General features: G+C 38.7%; 14 protein-coding genes. 11 read left to right on the top strand and 3 right to left on the bottom strand.

Annotation, left to right across the window (positions count from 1 at the left end):
• The first annotated feature begins 24 nt into the window (after nucleotides 1-24).
• Entirely contained in the window at nucleotides 25-963 is a 939-nt protein-coding gene (locus tag WKH56_RS04620) for a DHH family phosphoesterase (RefSeq protein WP_033579614.1), read from the top strand.
• A 38-nt stretch (nucleotides 964-1001) separates the two neighbouring features.
• Here WKH56_RS04620 and ytrI read toward each other — a convergent pair whose 3' ends face one another.
• On the bottom strand, nucleotides 1002-1520 hold the full coding sequence (gene ytrI, locus WKH56_RS04615) for a sporulation membrane protein YtrI (protein ID WP_014458035.1): 519 nt from the start codon (nucleotides 1518-1520) through the stop codon (nucleotides 1002-1004).
• Nucleotides 1517-1852, bottom strand: coding sequence for a sporulation membrane protein YtrH (gene ytrH, locus WKH56_RS04610; protein WP_013059455.1), 336 nt, complete (start codon nucleotides 1850-1852; stop codon nucleotides 1517-1519). The genes ytrI and ytrH overlap by 4 nt, the downstream gene beginning before the upstream one ends.
• Before the next feature lie 141 nt (nucleotides 1853-1993).
• Here ytrH and dnaE point away from each other — a divergent pair, with 141 nt between their 5' ends.
• From dnaE to WKH56_RS04575, 7 genes are all read left to right on the top strand, one after another.
• Nucleotides 1994-5344, top strand: coding sequence for a DNA polymerase III subunit alpha (dnaE, locus tag WKH56_RS04605; protein WP_310884112.1), 3351 nt, complete (start codon nucleotides 1994-1996; stop codon nucleotides 5342-5344).
• Nucleotides 5345-5546: 202 nt separating this feature from the next.
• Nucleotides 5547-6776 (top strand): NADP-dependent malic enzyme, encoded by a 1230-nt coding sequence (gene ystJ / locus WKH56_RS04600; RefSeq protein ID WP_028411786.1) that lies wholly within the window; start codon nucleotides 5547-5549, stop codon nucleotides 6774-6776.
• 67 nt (nucleotides 6777-6843) lie between these two features.
• A complete protein-coding gene (locus tag WKH56_RS04595) occupies nucleotides 6844-7458 on the top strand; it encodes a FadR/GntR family transcriptional regulator (RefSeq protein ID WP_342834729.1) in 615 nt (204 codons plus the stop codon).
• A 226-nt stretch (nucleotides 7459-7684) separates the two neighbouring features.
• Entirely contained in the window at nucleotides 7685-8566 is an 882-nt protein-coding gene (gene accD, locus WKH56_RS04590; protein ID WP_028411784.1) for an acetyl-CoA carboxylase, carboxyltransferase subunit beta, read from the top strand.
• The gene (gene accA / locus WKH56_RS04585; RefSeq protein WP_047749772.1) at nucleotides 8560-9537 is read left to right on the top strand and encodes an acetyl-CoA carboxylase carboxyl transferase subunit alpha; all 978 of its coding nucleotides are present in this window, start codon (nucleotides 8560-8562) and stop codon (nucleotides 9535-9537) included. The genes accD and accA overlap by 7 nt, the downstream gene beginning before the upstream one ends.
• A 479-nt stretch (nucleotides 9538-10016) precedes the next feature.
• Complete coding sequence (gene pyk / locus WKH56_RS04580; RefSeq protein ID WP_033579617.1) at nucleotides 10017-11777, top strand: pyruvate kinase; 1761 nt, start codon at nucleotides 10017-10019, stop codon at nucleotides 11775-11777.
• An 82-nt stretch (nucleotides 11778-11859) separates the two neighbouring features.
• A complete protein-coding gene (locus WKH56_RS04575) occupies nucleotides 11860-12252 on the top strand; it encodes an FxsA family protein (RefSeq protein ID WP_033579618.1) in 393 nt (130 codons plus the stop codon).
• Nucleotides 12253-12291: 39 nt separating this feature from the next.
• On the opposite strand, the gene ytvI is transcribed toward WKH56_RS04575, so the two are convergent.
• Nucleotides 12292-13401, bottom strand: coding sequence for a sporulation integral membrane protein YtvI (gene ytvI / locus WKH56_RS04570; protein WP_154991851.1), 1110 nt, complete (start codon nucleotides 13399-13401; stop codon nucleotides 12292-12294).
• 113 nt (nucleotides 13402-13514) lie between these two features.
• Here ytvI and WKH56_RS04565 point away from each other — a divergent pair, with 113 nt between their 5' ends.
• The 3 genes from WKH56_RS04565 (at nucleotide 13515) to icd (ending at nucleotide 16822) form a co-directional block, all read left to right on the top strand.
• A complete protein-coding gene (locus WKH56_RS04565) occupies nucleotides 13515-13976 on the top strand; it encodes a DUF441 domain-containing protein (protein WP_033579620.1) in 462 nt (153 codons plus the stop codon).
• Nucleotides 13977-14336: 360 nt separating this feature from the next.
• Entirely contained in the window at nucleotides 14337-15455 is a 1119-nt protein-coding gene (gene citZ / locus WKH56_RS04560; protein WP_033579621.1) for a citrate synthase, read from the top strand.
• 74 nt (nucleotides 15456-15529) lie between these two features.
• Complete coding sequence (gene icd, locus WKH56_RS04555; protein ID WP_255255780.1) at nucleotides 15530-16822, top strand: NADP-dependent isocitrate dehydrogenase; 1293 nt, start codon at nucleotides 15530-15532, stop codon at nucleotides 16820-16822.
• The last annotated feature ends 22 nt before the right edge of the window (nucleotides 16823-16844 follow it).

Below are 16844 nucleotides of genomic sequence, written 5' to 3'. Positions count from 1 at the left end.
AACAGTATTGACAGGAGAGAGAAAATGAAAGCACAAATATTAGAAGCTATTAAGCAGTTTGACACCATCATTATTCACAGGCACATTCGTCCAGATCCAGATGCATACGGATCTCAGTGCGGATTAGCGGAATTGTTAAAAACATCTTTTCCGGAGAAGAAGGTATACGTAACGGGAGAAGAAGCGGAGTCGTTAAAATTTTTATACCGTATGGATGATATCGCCGATGACACCTATGAAGATGCGCTTGTCATCGTTTGTGATACGGCGAATGAAGCGCGTGTATCAGATCAGCGCTACGCAAGTGGAAAAATGATCATTAAAATCGATCACCATCCGAATCAAACTCCTTACGGTGATTTACTTTGGGTTGAGACGTCTGCTTCTTCAACAAGTGAAATGATTTATGAATTTTACTTGGAAGGAAAAGAAAAGGGGTTAGCTCTTAATGATGAAGGAGCAAAGTTAATTTTCACTGGTATTGTCGGTGATACGGGCCGATTTTTATTTCCAAATACAAAGCCGAAAACGTTTTGCTATGCAAGTGAATTGATTCAATATGGCTTCAATTTTAAGGATGTATATGATCAGCTATACAAAACAAAAGAAAACGTCGCTCACTTACATGGATATGTGCTGCAAAACTTCACGATGTCTCCAGCGGGAGTTGCTCACATGAAAATTCCGAATGAAATTCTTCGCAAATATGATGTGACACCTGCTGATGCCTCTCAGCTAGTCGGCTCGTTAGGACAAATTGATGGAGTGAAAACGTGGGTATTTTTTGTAGAAGAAGAAAATCAGATTCGGGTCCGCCTGCGTTCAAAAGAGCTTGTGATTAATACAATTGCTAGAAAATACAACGGAGGAGGCCATCCTCTTGCGTCCGGCGCTTCCATTGACTCATGGGAAGAAGTAGAGCCTTTACTACTTGATTTAGAAGAGCTCTGCAGTCAGGAGTAATCTGTAAAATAAGCCGTTGATTTTAAATCAGCGGCTTTTTATAGTACTTTTTCCATCTTTTTAATTCGAACTTCAATCGAAAGCGTTGTATAAAAATAAATTTGATGAACTTCAACTTCATAAATCGTTTTATCGAATTCGTATTTTTTGTTTTCAATTGCTTTTTTTAAGATATCCCTGCTTCGATACGCACTTTCAATATCTTGGGCAATTAAGTGCTGCGCTTCTTCGTCGACGCTTTTTTGAATATTGTATTCCACCACAGAGTTTACTTTATAACGATGGCCGTTCACTAATTTTACTTTCACATTTTGAATAATCAAATGCTGCTTCATTTCCTTGTTTAATGCTTTTACATCTTCTTGCCATGCGCTAATTTGCAAATTTGCTTTTTTTAGCTTATCATTAGCAATTCGAATCTCCTCTAGCTCTCTATCTCTTGAAACGCCGTAAATTGTTAAAAACACTCCCCAGCTGACAATTGCTCCAATGACAATACCGGCGAAAAAACGCTGCCAGTCGGAGCGCTTGAACATTCGCTCGCTGGGTACTCTCATACAAAGTGCTCCTGCGTTAACCACTTGATGATCAGAGCCCCGGTCTGAGCTCCTCCCATAGCGGATAGAATTAAAAGAATTTGTTTGAATACATCTTTTGTCGCTCCTTCAAAGAGTCCTCGCTCAAAGCTGTAAAACGTATCAAATGTTCCTCCGATGGCTCCGACAATTGCCCAGATTTTTAAGCTATTGCTGAGGGTATGCATAACGTACAGGGGAGATTTTCCAATTAAAAACCCCGCAAATGCTCCGATTAATGAACCGCCTAAAATAATACCTAATGAAGTAAAGTAACTCCAAATGAAAAGAGACATAAAAGGCTCTTTTGTCATGACGCGTCCTCCTTTACTATTTTATTGATAACTCATGCTTCCTACATATATATGGACAAACGTTCAGAGTTATGTAATTTGTCTACGCCCGCAACAAAATTTATAATGAGAATAAAGAATTAAAGAAAGGTGGGAAGTCCTGTGCCTTTTGTTCACTTACAGCTTCAAAGTTCTTATAGCTTACTAAGCAGTTCCGTTCGTATTCATGAACTTGTAGAAACAGCTAAAAAAATGAACTATGAAGCGATTGCTTTGACCGATGAAAATGTAATGTACGGAGTCATTCCTTTTTATAAAGCCTGCGTGAAAGCGGGGATTAAGCCGATTATTGGGCTTACACTATCAATTTTGGAACATGAAGAAAGCGAGCAAGCGTATCCTTTAGTTTTGCTAGCAGAAAATGATAAAGGCTATGAAAATCTATTAAAACTAAGCAGTTTAGTTCAAACAAAGGAAAAACACGGTGTAAAGAAAAAATGGCTCCAGCATTATAGCAGCGGGCTGATTGCTATTACACCTGGCGTAAGGGGAGAAGTAGAAACTCTGCTAGCAGAAAACAAACTTCAAGATGCAAAGCGAGTGCTTCAATTCTTTAAAAAAGTATATTCTCAGTCTTTGTATATATCTATACAGCGCCACGGGCAGGATGAAGCTTTGATAAATCAGCAGTTAACGGAGCTTGCTGCTGAAGAAAATGTCCCGCTCGTAGCAACGAATCAAGTGAAATATTTAAAAAAAGAAGATCGGGACGCATATGATTGCTTAGCGGCTATTCGAGACGGAGAGAAATTACATAGCGGTGAACAGGTGCAAGAAGAAAGCAGCGAGTACTATTTCAAATCACCTCATGAAATGGAAGTTCTCTTTCATGGTCAGCATTTTTTAATAGAAGAAAGTATAAAAATCGCAAGACGATGCGAGCTTAAAATTTCTCTAGGCGTCATGTCTATTCCAAAATACCCTGTTCCTCCGTCCGTTACATCATCAACCTACTTACGCACTCTTTGCGAGAAAGGACTGCAAGAAAGAGTTCAAGTGATCACGGAACAATACCAGAAACGCTTAGATTATGAGCTGAACATTATTGAAAGTATGCGCTTTAGCGATTACTTCCTTATCGTGTGGGATTTTATGAATTATGCTCATGAACATGGTATTTTAACAGGTCCAGGTCGTGGCTCAGCAGCGGGCTCACTAGTTTCATACGCCTTACGAATTACAAATGTTGATCCAATTCAGCATCAGCTTCTCTTTGAGCGCTTTTTAAATCCTGAACGTATTTCGATGCCTGATATTGATATCGATTTTCCTGATAATAAACGGGATCAAGTCATTCAGTACGTGGCTCAAAAATATGGAGCGCTGCATGTAGCTCAAATTATTACATTTGGAACATTAGCGGCTAAAGCAGCCGTACGTGATGTAGGAAGAGTGATGGGATTTGATCAAGAGGCGTTAAATAAAATGTCTAAAGCGATTCCAACTAAACCAGGTACAACGTTAAAAAGCGCTCTTCGTGATTCAAGAGTTCTTCAAACTTATTTAGCAGAAAATGAAGCCAGAAAGCAATGGTATAACATTGCCATGAAGATAGAAGGACTGCCAAGGCATACTTCCACACACGCAGCAGGCGTTGTGATCAGTGAGAAGCCGCTGACGCAATCTATAGCTGTACAAGAAGGACATGATGATGTATATCTGACTCAATATCCAATGGAAGCTCTGCAAGACGTTGGGCTTTTGAAAATGGACTTTTTAGGTTTGCGTAACTTAACCATTTTAGATCACATTTTAAAGAAAATTGAGCGGGACATGAACCAAAAGCTGTCACTGTCTGGTATTCCATTTAACGATCAGAAAACTTTTGAACTGCTGAGCAAAGGAGATACGACAGGGATTTTTCAGCTAGAGTCAGATGGAATGAGAAGGGTTCTTCAGCAATTAAAACCCACAGAGCTAGAAGATATTGTAGCAGTTAACGCGCTGTATAGACCCGGTCCGATGGAAAATATTCCAACCTATATTAAGCGCAAGCACGGAGTGGAGAGCGTCATATATGACCATCCCACGCTTCAAGGCATTTTACAATCCACCCATGGCGTTATCGTGTATCAGGAGCAAATTATGCAGATTGCTTCAAAGATGGCTGGCTTTTCTCTTGGAGAAGCAGATTTATTGAGAAGAGCAGTTAGTAAAAAAGAACGATCCGTGCTTGATCGTGAACGAGCACATTTTGTTCAAGGAAGCGAGAAGAAAGGATATGACCTATCCGTTGCTAATCGAGTATATGACCTTATTGTGCGCTTTGCTGATTATGGCTTCAACCGGAGCCATGCCGTTGCTTACAGTATGGTGGCCTATCAGTTAGCTTATTTAAAAACACATTATCCGCTACAGTTCTTTTCAGCGTTGTTAACGAGCGTTATTGGAAACGAAGGGAAAATTGCTCAATATATTAATGAACTCAAAAGAAAAAAAATACAAGTTCTCCCACCTTCTATTAACAAGAGCATGTATTCGTTTAATGTAGAAGGTGAAAGAATAAGATATAGCCTTGCAGCGATTAAACATATTGGTGCGGCAGCTATGCAGGAAATAACAGAAGAGAGAAAGAAAAAAAGATTTGAAGACTTATTTGATTTTTGTGCACGTGTTTCACCAAAAGCCGTGAATAAAAAAGCGCTTGAAGCTTTGATTTTGTCCGGAGGCTTTGATGAATTTGGAGAAAATCGAGCAACTTTATTAGCAACCATTGATGTAGCATTTGAACATGCAAGCTTGGTCCTCCCTGATGATGATTTTGGATTTGGAGCTGAATTTTCGTTAAAGCCTAAATATATGGAAAAAGAGGAACTGAAAATAGAAGATCGGCTTCAGTATGAAAAAGATATGCTAGGTTTTTATTTATCAAGCCACCCTGCTTCTCAGTATGAAGCACTGAATTCCTTTTATTCTGTTGTTTCTCTTCACGATATGAAAGAACACGCTTCAGGAAAAGCGGTCTCTCTTTTAGTATTTGTGTTGGAAATTCGCGTCATTCGCACGAAAAAAGGAGAGCAAATGGCCTTTTTGCGCATTACGGATGAAAGTGGAGAAGGAGAAGTTGTTGCATTTCCCCGCGTATTTGAGCAGAATCGTCTGCTGTTTGAACAAGGTAAGGTTTTACTGATACATGGAAAGATAGATGAAAGAAATGGGCAGCAGCAAATTGTTTGTCAACGTGCTGAAGCTGCTAGCGAAGCGGTTCAAAAATTACCGTCAGAAGAATTGTACTTACGTATAGAAACAAAGCAAGGTACGGAAAAGCTGCTTCATACTATTTATCAGCATTTTCAGTCTCATAGAGGGAAAATCCCCGTGAAAATTTATTATGAGGCAGAACGTCAATTGGTCAAGCTTCCTGTTCACTATTCTGTTGAACGAAGCGATGAGTTGATCAAAACGTTAAAAGCAATGCTTGGAGAGAAGCACGTTGTGTTCAAGAAGATATAGTCTTTACAGATTTCATGTGATGTTATATGGTAAAATAGTTAAAAAAGTGGTCTGACCACCGTTTTTTTTATAAAATATACGAATTAGATGCGTTTTTCTTGAAATGAAATTCAATTGGATTTATAACATCATATGAGTGTGGGAAAGAACATGGTTCAGGCACAGTATTTGTTATCATTTTGTTTATTGGGAGTGAAATTCATTGTCTTTACGTGAAGAAGCATTGCATATGCACCGCATTAACAAAGGTAAACTAGAATCAAAGTCCAAAATTCCTGTTCGAAACGCAGAGGATTTAAGCCTTGCTTATTCCCCTGGTGTAGCAGAACCTTGCAAAGAAATATATGATGATGTAAACAATGTATATGAATATACGATGAAAGGAAATATGGTAGCTGTTGTATCTGATGGCACTGCCGTATTGGGCTTGGGCAATATAGGCCCTGAAGCTGCTCTGCCAGTAATGGAAGGGAAAGCTGTCCTTTTTAAAAGTTTTGCCGGCGTAGATGCATTCCCAATTTGTTTAAACACGACAGATGTGGACAAAATTATAGAAACTGTTAAATTGCTAGAACCAACTTTTGGAGGCGTTAATTTAGAAGATATTGCGGCTCCTAACTGTTTTGAAATTGAAGAGCGGTTGAAAAAGGAAACAAATATCCCGGTTTTTCATGATGATCAGCATGGGACGGCTATTGTTACGGTAGCGGGTCTTCTTAATGCCCTGAAGCTGACAGGAAGAAAAATGTCACAAATCAAAGTAGTAGCGAATGGAGCAGGGGCTGCTGGCATTGCTATTATTAAATTATTATACAGCTATGGAGTGCGCGATATTATTATGTGTGATTCCAAAGGAACGATTTATGACAAGCGTCCTCACGGCATGAACCGTATAAAAGATGAAGTTGCAGCCTATACAAATCGAAGCAAAGTAGAAGGTACGTTAGCCGATGCGTTAGAAGAAGCTGATGTATTTATTGGAGTTTCGGTTGAAGGAGCACTCACATCGGAAATGATTGGAAAGATGAATCCAGACCCAATCATTTTTGCAATGGCAAATCCAGTGCCTGAAATTATGCCAGAAGAAGCTAAAAAAGCTGGCGCGAAAGTAATCGGCACCGGACGTTCAGATTTTCCTAATCAAGTGAACAATGTCTTAGCGTTTCCGGGGATATTCCGAGGTGCACTGGATGTGCGTGCTACTCATATTAATGAAAAAATGAAAATGGCTGCAGTTGAGGCCATTGCTAATTTAATTACGGAAGAGGACTTGAATACAGACTATGTAATTCCAGGGCCATTTGATGCACGAGTGGCTCCGGCAGTAGCCGCAGCTGTTGCAAAAGCAGCTATGGAAACAGGCGTTGCCCGAATAAAAGTAAAGCCAGAAGCCGTAGCTGAAAATACACGCCGTTTAGCGATTATTGAATAAGGTTACATCAACTGTTCTTTGACAGGCATGATGCTTCAAGCATGCCTGTTAAAGTAATGTAAAGTGAGTGGTAATAAACTTGAAGAATGAACGTTCAAAAGTATATGTAGAAATTCTAAAACAAATTCGCCAGCTAATGGAAGATGATCGTTTAACTACGGGTGATAAAATCCCGTCAGAACGAGAGCTTTCTGAACGGTTAGGCGCAGGACGTTCTTCCGTTCGAGAAGCGCTCAGAGCGTTAGAGCTAATTGGGCTAATTGAAACTAGAAGAGGTGAAGGTACGTTTATTAAAGAAGTGGGAGATCATCAATTTATTGATTTATTAGCTACTTTTTTAATACAAGACGGCAAAACAAAGTCAGACTTAATTCAGACGAGATATATTCTGGAAAAAAGCTGTTTGTTTTCTGTTTTAGCGGAACAGAACAAAATCAATGTTTCAAAAGTAATTCAAAAGCAGAATGACGATCGCTTAAAGAACTTGTTTGACTATTTGTTTTCTTTGCAGGCTAATCGGCTATTGCACCGAATTTGGCTGATTATTTGCCGCTTTTCTCAAACCTTTCAACAAAACTCAGCGCCAAGCGACACTCTTATAAATGAATTAGTAGAGGCGCTAGTTAAAAAAGATGAAGCAGCTGTATTAAATCTTCACCATCAGTGCTACAAACAAGTGTGAAAGAAGGAATTTGTCGAAAGAGACATGCCATCTTTCTACACAAAATCAAACCGTCATCTAGTAAAGTAAATAGCAACTAATAAAGTGAAGCGAATAATTCATCCAATTTTTTCTTATATGTCGCTTGTTTTTGCTTTTGAGACGGGCTTTCATAACGTGTAAAGTAGAAGAAGAGGAAGAAGAAAGGTTCTTATGTTAAAGAAAAGAACCAAAAGGAGGTTACACCTTGTTACGAGATTTATTTACAAAAAACACAAAAACTCCAAAAAAACGAAAATATGCTACGATTCCTTCTGAGCATATGAGACAAGATGTACCTGAAGGGATTATGACCAAGTGTAAAAAGTGTAAGAAAATCATGTATACAAAAGAGTTAAATAAAAACTTAAAAGTATGCTTAAACTGTGGATACCATCATCAAATGACAGCACCAGAGCGTATTGAAAGCTTGATTGACAGCGGTACGTTTGTTGAATACGACAAAGATATGACGTCAGAAAATCCTCTTGGATTCCCGGATTATCTTGAAAAGCTCGAAAAAGATCGTGAGAAAACTAATTTAAGTGAAGCGATTGTTACGGGTGAAGGAGATATTGAAGGAATTAAAGTAGTGGTTGCTGTTATGGATTCACATTTCCGTATGGGAAGCATGGGTTCTGTAGTAGGTGAGAAAATTACTCGCGCCATTGAAAAAGCAAAGGAAATGCATGTCCCATTCCTTATTTTTACAGCTTCAGGCGGTGCACGTATGCAAGAAGGTGTTCTGAGCTTGATGCAAATGGCTAAAACTAGCGCAGCCCTTAAAATGTTCAGTGACGAAGGCGGCTTAATCATTTCGATCATGACACATCCTACTACGGGAGGAGTGTCAGCAAGCTTTGCTTCGCTAGGCGATTATAATTTAGCCGAGCCGGGCGCGTTAATTGGCTTTGCTGGAAGACGTATTATTGAACAAACAATTAGAGAAGAGCTTCCAGAAGATTTTCAGACGTCTGAATTTCTGTTGAAGCATGGTCAATTAGATGGAGTTATTGACCGTCACGATTTAAAAGACACGTTAACAACTATTTTAGATATACACGTAGCAGGAGGTGACATCGAGTGGTAAGTGAATTAGAGTTTGAACGTCCAATTGTTGAGTTACGCGACAAGATTGCAGAACTGAAAGAGTTTGCTAAAAATACAGAAGTGGATTTATCTAGCGAAATTGATAAGTTGGAAAAGCGCTTAGAAAAAGTAGAAAACGATATTTACAATCATCTAAGCCCGTGGAACCGTGTTCAAATTGCTCGTCATCCTGAGCGTCCTACAACACTCGATTATATTACTCGCTTGTTTACAAACTTTTTAGAGTGTCATGGCGATCGCTTTTATGGAGATGATGAAGCAATCGTAGGAGGAATTGCCAAGTTTAATGGCGTGCCTGTTACCGTGATTGGACATCAGAGAGGTAAAGATACGAAAGAAAATATTCGTCGTAATTTTGGTATGCCTCATCCTGAAGGCTACCGTAAAGCACTGCGTCTAATGAAGCAAGCGGAGAAATTTAACCGCCCAATTATTTGCTTTATTGATACAAAAGGAGCTTATCCAGGAAAAGCGGCAGAAGAACGCGGACAAAGCGAAGCTATTGCGAAAAATCTTTTCGAAATGGCTGGCTTAACTGTACCTGTTATTTGTATTGTCATTGGAGAAGGAGGAAGCGGAGGAGCCTTGGCATTAGGTTTAGGAAATCACCTTCATATGCTTGAGAACTCGACGTATTCAGTTATTTCTCCAGAAGGAGCGGCTGCCATTCTTTGGAAAGATTCTTCTCTTGCGAAAAAAGCTGCTGAAACGATGAAGATTACAGCACCAGATTTGAAAGAACTGGGTATTGTAGATGAAATGGTTTCAGAGGTAAAAGGCGGAGCTCATCGAGATATCGATGCACAAGCTGGATACATGGAAAGCATTATTAAGAAGTCATTGAAAGAACTGATGAATTTATCAAAAGAAGAGCTAGTGGAAGAGCGTTATTTAAAATACAAAAAAATCGGACAATTTGCAGCTGAAAACGATGCCATTACTATAAAATAAAGAAACGTGCACTCTTGAAAAATAAGGGTGCGCGTTTTTGTGCGGTTTGTATAGCCCTTCTCTATTGTGTTTACAAGTTCTTCGTGGTATTTTATAGACAGCAAAAACCTTTAAGTAAAAGTAGAAAAAGAGTGTTTTTAAAAAAATTCCTATGGTTATTAGCAGCTGTGCGAGCGTTTGTCTTTTCTCTAAAACGTGAGATATATAAGACAAATCAGGCAGCAAGTATTGCTGTATGAATTGCAGGGAATAGTAAAACAAGAAGCAAACGATGAAGAAATTCATCGTTAAAGTGCTGTGTATTTGTTTGCTATTTGATTCAGCGCTATGTAGGTATTTCATAAGTTACACGTAAAGCAAGGTGAACAGGTTAAGGCAACAAAATATTTGTTCACAGCCTGCTTGTAAAAGGTTAGTAAAGGAAATAGCTGTTTGCTCTACCTAAAGAGTAAATAGTAAATATATAGGAGGAAATTTGAATGCGTAAAACTAAAATTGTATGTACTATTGGACCAGCGAGTGAAAGTGTAGAAAAATTAGTTGAACTAATTAACTCAGGCTTAAACGTTTGTCGCCTAAACTTCTCTCACGGTGACTTTGAAGAGCATGGTGCACGTATCGTTAACATTCGTGAAGCTGCGAAACAAACAGGTAAAACAGTAGGTATCTTACTTGATACAAAAGGACCTGAAATTCGTACAAACACAATGGAAAATGGTGCAATTGAGTTAGAAGAAGGCGCTGAAATCATTGTTTCTATGACAGAAGTAGTGGGAACAACTGAAAAATTCTCAATTACATATCCAGGTCTAATTGATGACGTACACGTAGGATCAAAAATCCTTTTAGATGACGGTTTAATCGGTCTTGAAGTACTAGACATCAATAAAACTGATGGTGAAATCAAAACGAAAGTACTTAACCCTGGTACATTAAAAAATAAAAAAGGTGTAAACGTGCCAAACGTAAGTGTAAACCTTCCTGGTATCACTGAAAAAGATGCAAACGATATTGTATTTGGTATCGAACAAGGCATTGATTTTATCGCTGCTTCTTTTGTGCGTCGTGCATCTGATGTATTAGAAATTCGTGAACTACTAGAAAAACACAATGCAGCTCACATTCAAATCATCTCAAAAATCGAAAACCAAGAAGGCGTAGATAACATCAAAGAAATCCTTGAAGTTTCAGACGGCTTAATGGTTGCTCGTGGTGACTTAGGAGTAGAAATTCCTGCTGAAGAAGTACCATTAGTACAAAAAGATCTAATCAAACAATGTAATGCACTTGGCAAACCAGTTATTACAGCTACACAAATGCTTGATTCAATGCAACGCAACCCGCGCCCGACTCGTGCGGAAGCAAGTGACGTTGCCAATGCTATTTTTGATGGTACAGATGCAATTATGTTATCTGGTGAAACAGCTGCGGGTTCTTACCCAGTTGAAGCTGTACAAACAATGCATTCAATCGCTTCTCGTGCTGAGCAAGCTCTAAACTACTCTGAGATTTTACAACAGCGCAGCAAGCAAGTTGGCCCATCTATTACAGATGCAATCGGACAATCTGTTGTACACACAGCGCTTAACTTAAACGCTAGTGCAATCGTAGCGCCAACAGAAAGTGGTTATACAGCGAAAATCGTTTCTAAATATCGTCCGCAATCTCCAATCGTAGCTGTTGCAGCAAACGATTCTGTTGCACGTCGTCTTTCTCTAGTATGGGGTGTTACACCAGTTGTTGGTGAGCGCGTAAGTACAATTGACGATATGTTAGATCACGCTGTAAATGACGCAGTAAAAACAGGCGTTGTAGCACACGGTGATTTAGTTGTTATTACTGCTGGTGTTCCAGTTGGAGAATCAGGTGCAACGAACTTAATGAAAGTTCAAGTTGTAGGTGACGTTCTGGCTAAAGGACAAGGAATTGGTCGTAAAGCAGCAGTTGGTAAAGTAGTTATTGCTAAAACTGCTGAAGAAGCAAATGCAAAAATGACTGAAGGTGCTATCCTTGTTACAAACAGCACAGATCGCGATATGATCAGTGCAATCGAAAAAGCAGGGGCTCTTATTACGGAAGAAGGCGGTCTAACAAGCCATGCAGCTGTAGTAGGATTAAACTTAAGCATTCCTGTCATTGTAGGTGTAGAAAACGCAACAAGCGTATTCTCAGAAGATCAAGATATTACAGTTGATGCTTCACGTGGTGTTGTATACAACGGACACGCAAGCGTACTGTAAGAAACACGTAGATGATTGAAAAAAAGAGAAGGGGAAATCCTTCTCTTTTTGTTTAGGCAATTCAATAAGCGAAGAGGTGATGATGGTGAGGAAGCTTCTTCCGCTCCTTCTTATTGTACCTGCTGTTGAGGTAATGATTTTGATTTATTCAAGTCATCTCATTGGTGTAATGTCAACATTTTTACTGATTATTGCTACCAGTTTTATTGGTGCGTTTCTAGCGAAAAAACAAGGAACATCTCTTTTTCAAAAAGCACAGCGTCAGATGAGCCAAGGACATGTTCCAAGCGGTGAAATCCTTGATGGTATGTGTGTACTATTTGGCGGTTTGTTTCTACTGTTTCCAGGCTTCTTGACAGATGTTGTAGGCTTTATCTTTTTACTGCCGTTTACACGCAAAATCGTTAAGCCTTTCCTTTTAACGTGGCTAAGAAGATTTTTTCAAGGACGTAATCGAATGACGATTATTCGTTAACTAGAAAGTGTGTGAAAGAAGCTTCTTTCACACACTTTTTCATTTTCCTATAATAAACTGCCACGTTTCTTTAAAAACTCCCGTTGTATGAAGTGTTTTTAGAATAACAAGAATAACAGGGCCAACTATTAATCCAAAAAATCCAATCAATTGATATCCTACAAATAAAGAAATTAATGTAGCAAGAGGGTCAAGACCAATGCTCGATGACAGAATCTTGGGCTCCATAATTTGTCGCTGCACAAGTACTACAGCATATAGTACCGAAAGTCCTACAGCAAATGACACATTATCTGTTGCAAACGCATAAATCATCCAAGGAACAAAAACCAGTCCTGTTCCGAGGTAAGGAAGAATATCTACTAAGCCGATTAATAAAGCGACTGTAATAGCATAATCAACCTTAAGAACAAGTAAACCAAAAAGAACGATGATGGTGGTAATCGAAATAAGCGTAAGCTGAGCTTTAATAAAACCAAACAGTGCATTTTTAAGCTCCATAACAACTGTCTGTCCATTTTCTCTTACTTTTTTAGGAATAAACACGCTGCTTTTAGCCATCAGCTTGTACCAATCTTTACTAATAAAAAAAGTAGCCAGCAATGAAAAAATAATCACAGTAGCTGCATTAGGCAATACGGATAAAAATACTGGGATGCTTTGCAATACATTTTGCAGAAAATCGCCCACCGTTTGAGCGATATGGTTGCCTACCCCTTTAATGTTCGATAAAATAGTTGCTTGCTGACCGGTATTTAAGTTATTAAACATAGAAGTAATGCGTTCATAAAACGGAAGTATTTGTTCTGTAGCAATATTTTCAATAAATATGACCACTTCTTTGAAATTTGTGGGAACAACTTTCGCTAAATACGTACTTCCTGCAATAATCTCTGTGATAAGTAACGTAATAAGTCCAGCCAAAAGAGAGAAGATAAGAACCATTGACAGTAAAACAGCTAAGTAGCGTGGTAAGCGCAGCTTTAATTCAAATAGATTAACCATAGGATTTATAAAAAAAGCGATGCAGCAGGCGATAATAAATGGATAGAGGAGAGAAGAGACATAATAACTAAGAAATACAGCTGCTGCAATAATTACCAACACACAAGCTAAGCGAAATAGGCGATGTAAATGAAGCTTGTACACAATAAATAGAGGCCTCCTTGTAAACGATAGTCAACAAAAGAAAAAGCTACTCATAAAATAGTTACGTAATACGCTTTAGAATTATCACAATAAAAAAAGAAAGGATGAGTAAAATGTTTTCACAACCGATGCTTTTTTTAGCTGTTTTACTCGTAATTGGATTAGTGGCTAAAAATCAATCATTAATCATTGCAGTTGCATTTTTACTTATTTTAAAATTAATCGGGTTAGACAGTAAGGTTTTTCCGTTTCTACAATCAAAAGGAATTAATATTGGGGTAACGGTGATTACAATTGCCGTTCTTGTGCCAATTGCAACAGGAGACATAGGGTTTAAACAATTAGGAGAAGCTGTGAAATCTTCTTATGCCTGGATTGCTCTAGGAGCCGGCATTGCTGTAGCAATTATTGCCAAATATGGGCTTACGCTCTTGGAAGATGATCCGCATATTACGACCGCTTTAGTTTTTGGCACAATTCTTGCTGTGGCGCTGTTTCAAGGGGTAGCAGTAGGTCCGTTAATCGGTGCTGGAATTGCTTATTTATTTATGAAATTAACTGAACTTTTTTCGTAGAAATTTTTGTATAATAATAATTTTTTTAAAATTTCTTCTCTCTTTTGATTCACAAAAGTCAGATAATTGTTTATAATATATTTTGAGGCCGCATCTTTTTACATACAATTGTATGTTTTACCTATAGGGCTGTAACAAAGCAATGACACATGCAGATGTTTTAATTTTGTGTGTTATTGAAACAAATGGAAATGTAAGCATTTTCTTTACGTGGGGTGAAGGAATGTTCTTCCAAGATATATATTCAAAAGAGGCGCTTCGTATATCATTTAATGTCTAGTTGAGCAGAAGCTCAATTTTGTTTTTCACGTTTTACACAGAAAGGTATGGGGAATTTTTTCTGTAAAGGAGTGGAGATTTATGACAGCAACTCGAGGTCTAGAAGGGGTAGTCGCTACAACGTCAGCAGTAAGTTCAATTATTGATGACACTTTAACATATCAAGGCTACAATATTGATGATTTAGCGAATTATGCAACATTTGAAGAAGTGGTGTATTTACTATGGCACGGAAAATTACCTAATAAAGAAGAATTATCTGTGTTTTCTAGATTACTAGCAGAAAACGCTAAATTACCCCAAGAAGTCTTAAATCATTTCAAAACTTATCCAATTCAAGATGTTCATCCAATGGCAGCTTTAAGAACAGTCGTATCACTATTGGGGTTGTACGATCCTGAAGCTGATTTAATGGATGAAGAAGCAAATTATCGCAAAGCTGTTCGTTTGCAAGCACAATTACCAACAGTGGTGACGGCTTTTTCAAGAGTTCGCAACGGATTAGAGCCAATTGAGCCAAACGAAAATTATAGCATTGCCGCTAACTTTTTATATATGTTAACCGGCGAAGAGCCAACTGATATCCAAGTAGAAGCGTTTGATAAAGCACTTGTCTTACACGCTGACCATGAGCTAAATGCTTCAACTTTTACAGCGCGTGTCTGTGTGGCAACGTTATCCGATATTTATTCAGGGATTACAGCCGCTATTGGGGCGTTAAAGGGTCCTCTTCACGGGGGAGCGAATGAAGCTGTTATGAAAATGTTGTCTGACATTCAAACAGTTGAAAACGCAGAACCTTACATTCGCGAAAAGCTCGCGAAAAAAGAAAAGATTATGGGATTTGGACATCGTGTGTATCAGCAGGGTGATCCTCGTGCCAAGCACTTGAAAGAAATGTCTGAAAAACTTACAAAACAAGCAGGAGATACAACGCTATACGATATGTCAGTGAAAATTGAGGAAATCGTAACAGGCGAGAAGAAGCTTCCGCCAAACGTTGATTTCTATTCAGCTTCTGTATACCACAGCTTAGGTATTGATCACGATTTATTTACTCCGATTTTTGCCGTAAGCCGCGTATCAGGATGGATTGCTCACATTTTAGAGCAGTATTCAAACAATCGTTTGATTCGTCCAAGAGCTGATTATATCGGTCCTGGAAAACAAACGTACATTCCGCTTGAAGAGCGCAGCTAAACAATGTGACGAAGGTGCTCACGTTCGTTGAGCACTTTTCCATAAGTGAAAGTAGACAATTTTTTAAGGAGGTCATTCTCATGACAAAAGGTGAACAAATTTCTGTAGCAAACGGCGTTTTAAACGTACCAAATAACCCAATTATTCCATTTATCGAAGGTGACGGAATTGGTCCGGATATCTGGGCAGCAGCTTCCCGCGTATTAGAAGCAGCAGTTGCAAAAGCATACAATGGTGAAAAAGAAATCGTTTGGAAAGAAGTATTAGCAGGTGAAAAAGCATTTAATCAAACTGGCGAATGGTTACCGGAAGAAACGTTAGATGCAATTCGCGAATACATAATTGCAATCAAAGGACCATTAACGACACCAGTAGGCGGTGGAATTCGTTCTCTAAACGTGGCATTGCGTCAAGAATTAGACTTATTCACATGCTTACGTCCTGTTCGCTACTTTGACGGCGTACCTTCTCCAATTAAGCGCCCAGAAGATACAGATATGGTTATCTTCCGTGAAAATACTGAAGATATTTATGCTGGTATTGAATATGCGAAGGGTTCTGAAGAAGTACAAAAACTTGTTTCATTCCTACAAACGGAATTAGGCGTAAATAAAATCCGTTTCCCTGAAACTTCTGGATTAGGTATTAAGCCTATTTCTTCTGAAGGAACAGAGCGTCTTGTGCGTGCAGCAATCAACTATGCGATTGAACAGGGCCGCAAGTCTGTTACGCTTGTACACAAAGGTAACATTATGAAATATACAGAAGGCGCATTTAAAAATTGGGGCTATGAGCTAGCTGAAAAAGAATTCGGCGATAAAGTATTTACTTGGGCTCAATATGACCGCATCGTTGAAAAAGAAGGTGCACAAGCTGCAAACAAAGCTCAAGCAGAAGCGGAAGCAGCAGGAAAAATTATTGTAAAAGATTCTATTGCAGATATCTTCTTACAACAAATTTTAACTCGTCCACGTGAATTCGATGTAGTAGCAACAATGAACTTAAATGGAGATTACATTTCAGATGCATTAGCAGCACAAGTTGGCGGTATCGGAATTGCTCCAGGAGCAAACATCAACTATGAAACTGGACATGCTATCTTTGAAGCAACTCACGGTACAGCACCTAAATATGCTGGTTTAGATAAAGTAAACCCATCTTCTGTATTATTATCAGGTGTGTTAATGCTTGAACACCTTGGCTGGAATGAAGCAGCGGATCTAATCATGAAATCAATGGAAAAAACAATTGCTTCAAAAGTAGTAACATATGATTTCGCACGTTTAATGGACGGCGCAACAGAAGTGAAGTGTTCAGAGTTTGCTGATGAATTAATTAGCAATCTAGGAAAACAAGTAACAGTTTAATAGCTATTCATTTAGGGGAGGA

The organism is Priestia sp. SB1 (assembly GCF_038898415.1).
This window is presented reverse-complemented; position numbering and strand designations above follow the sequence as displayed.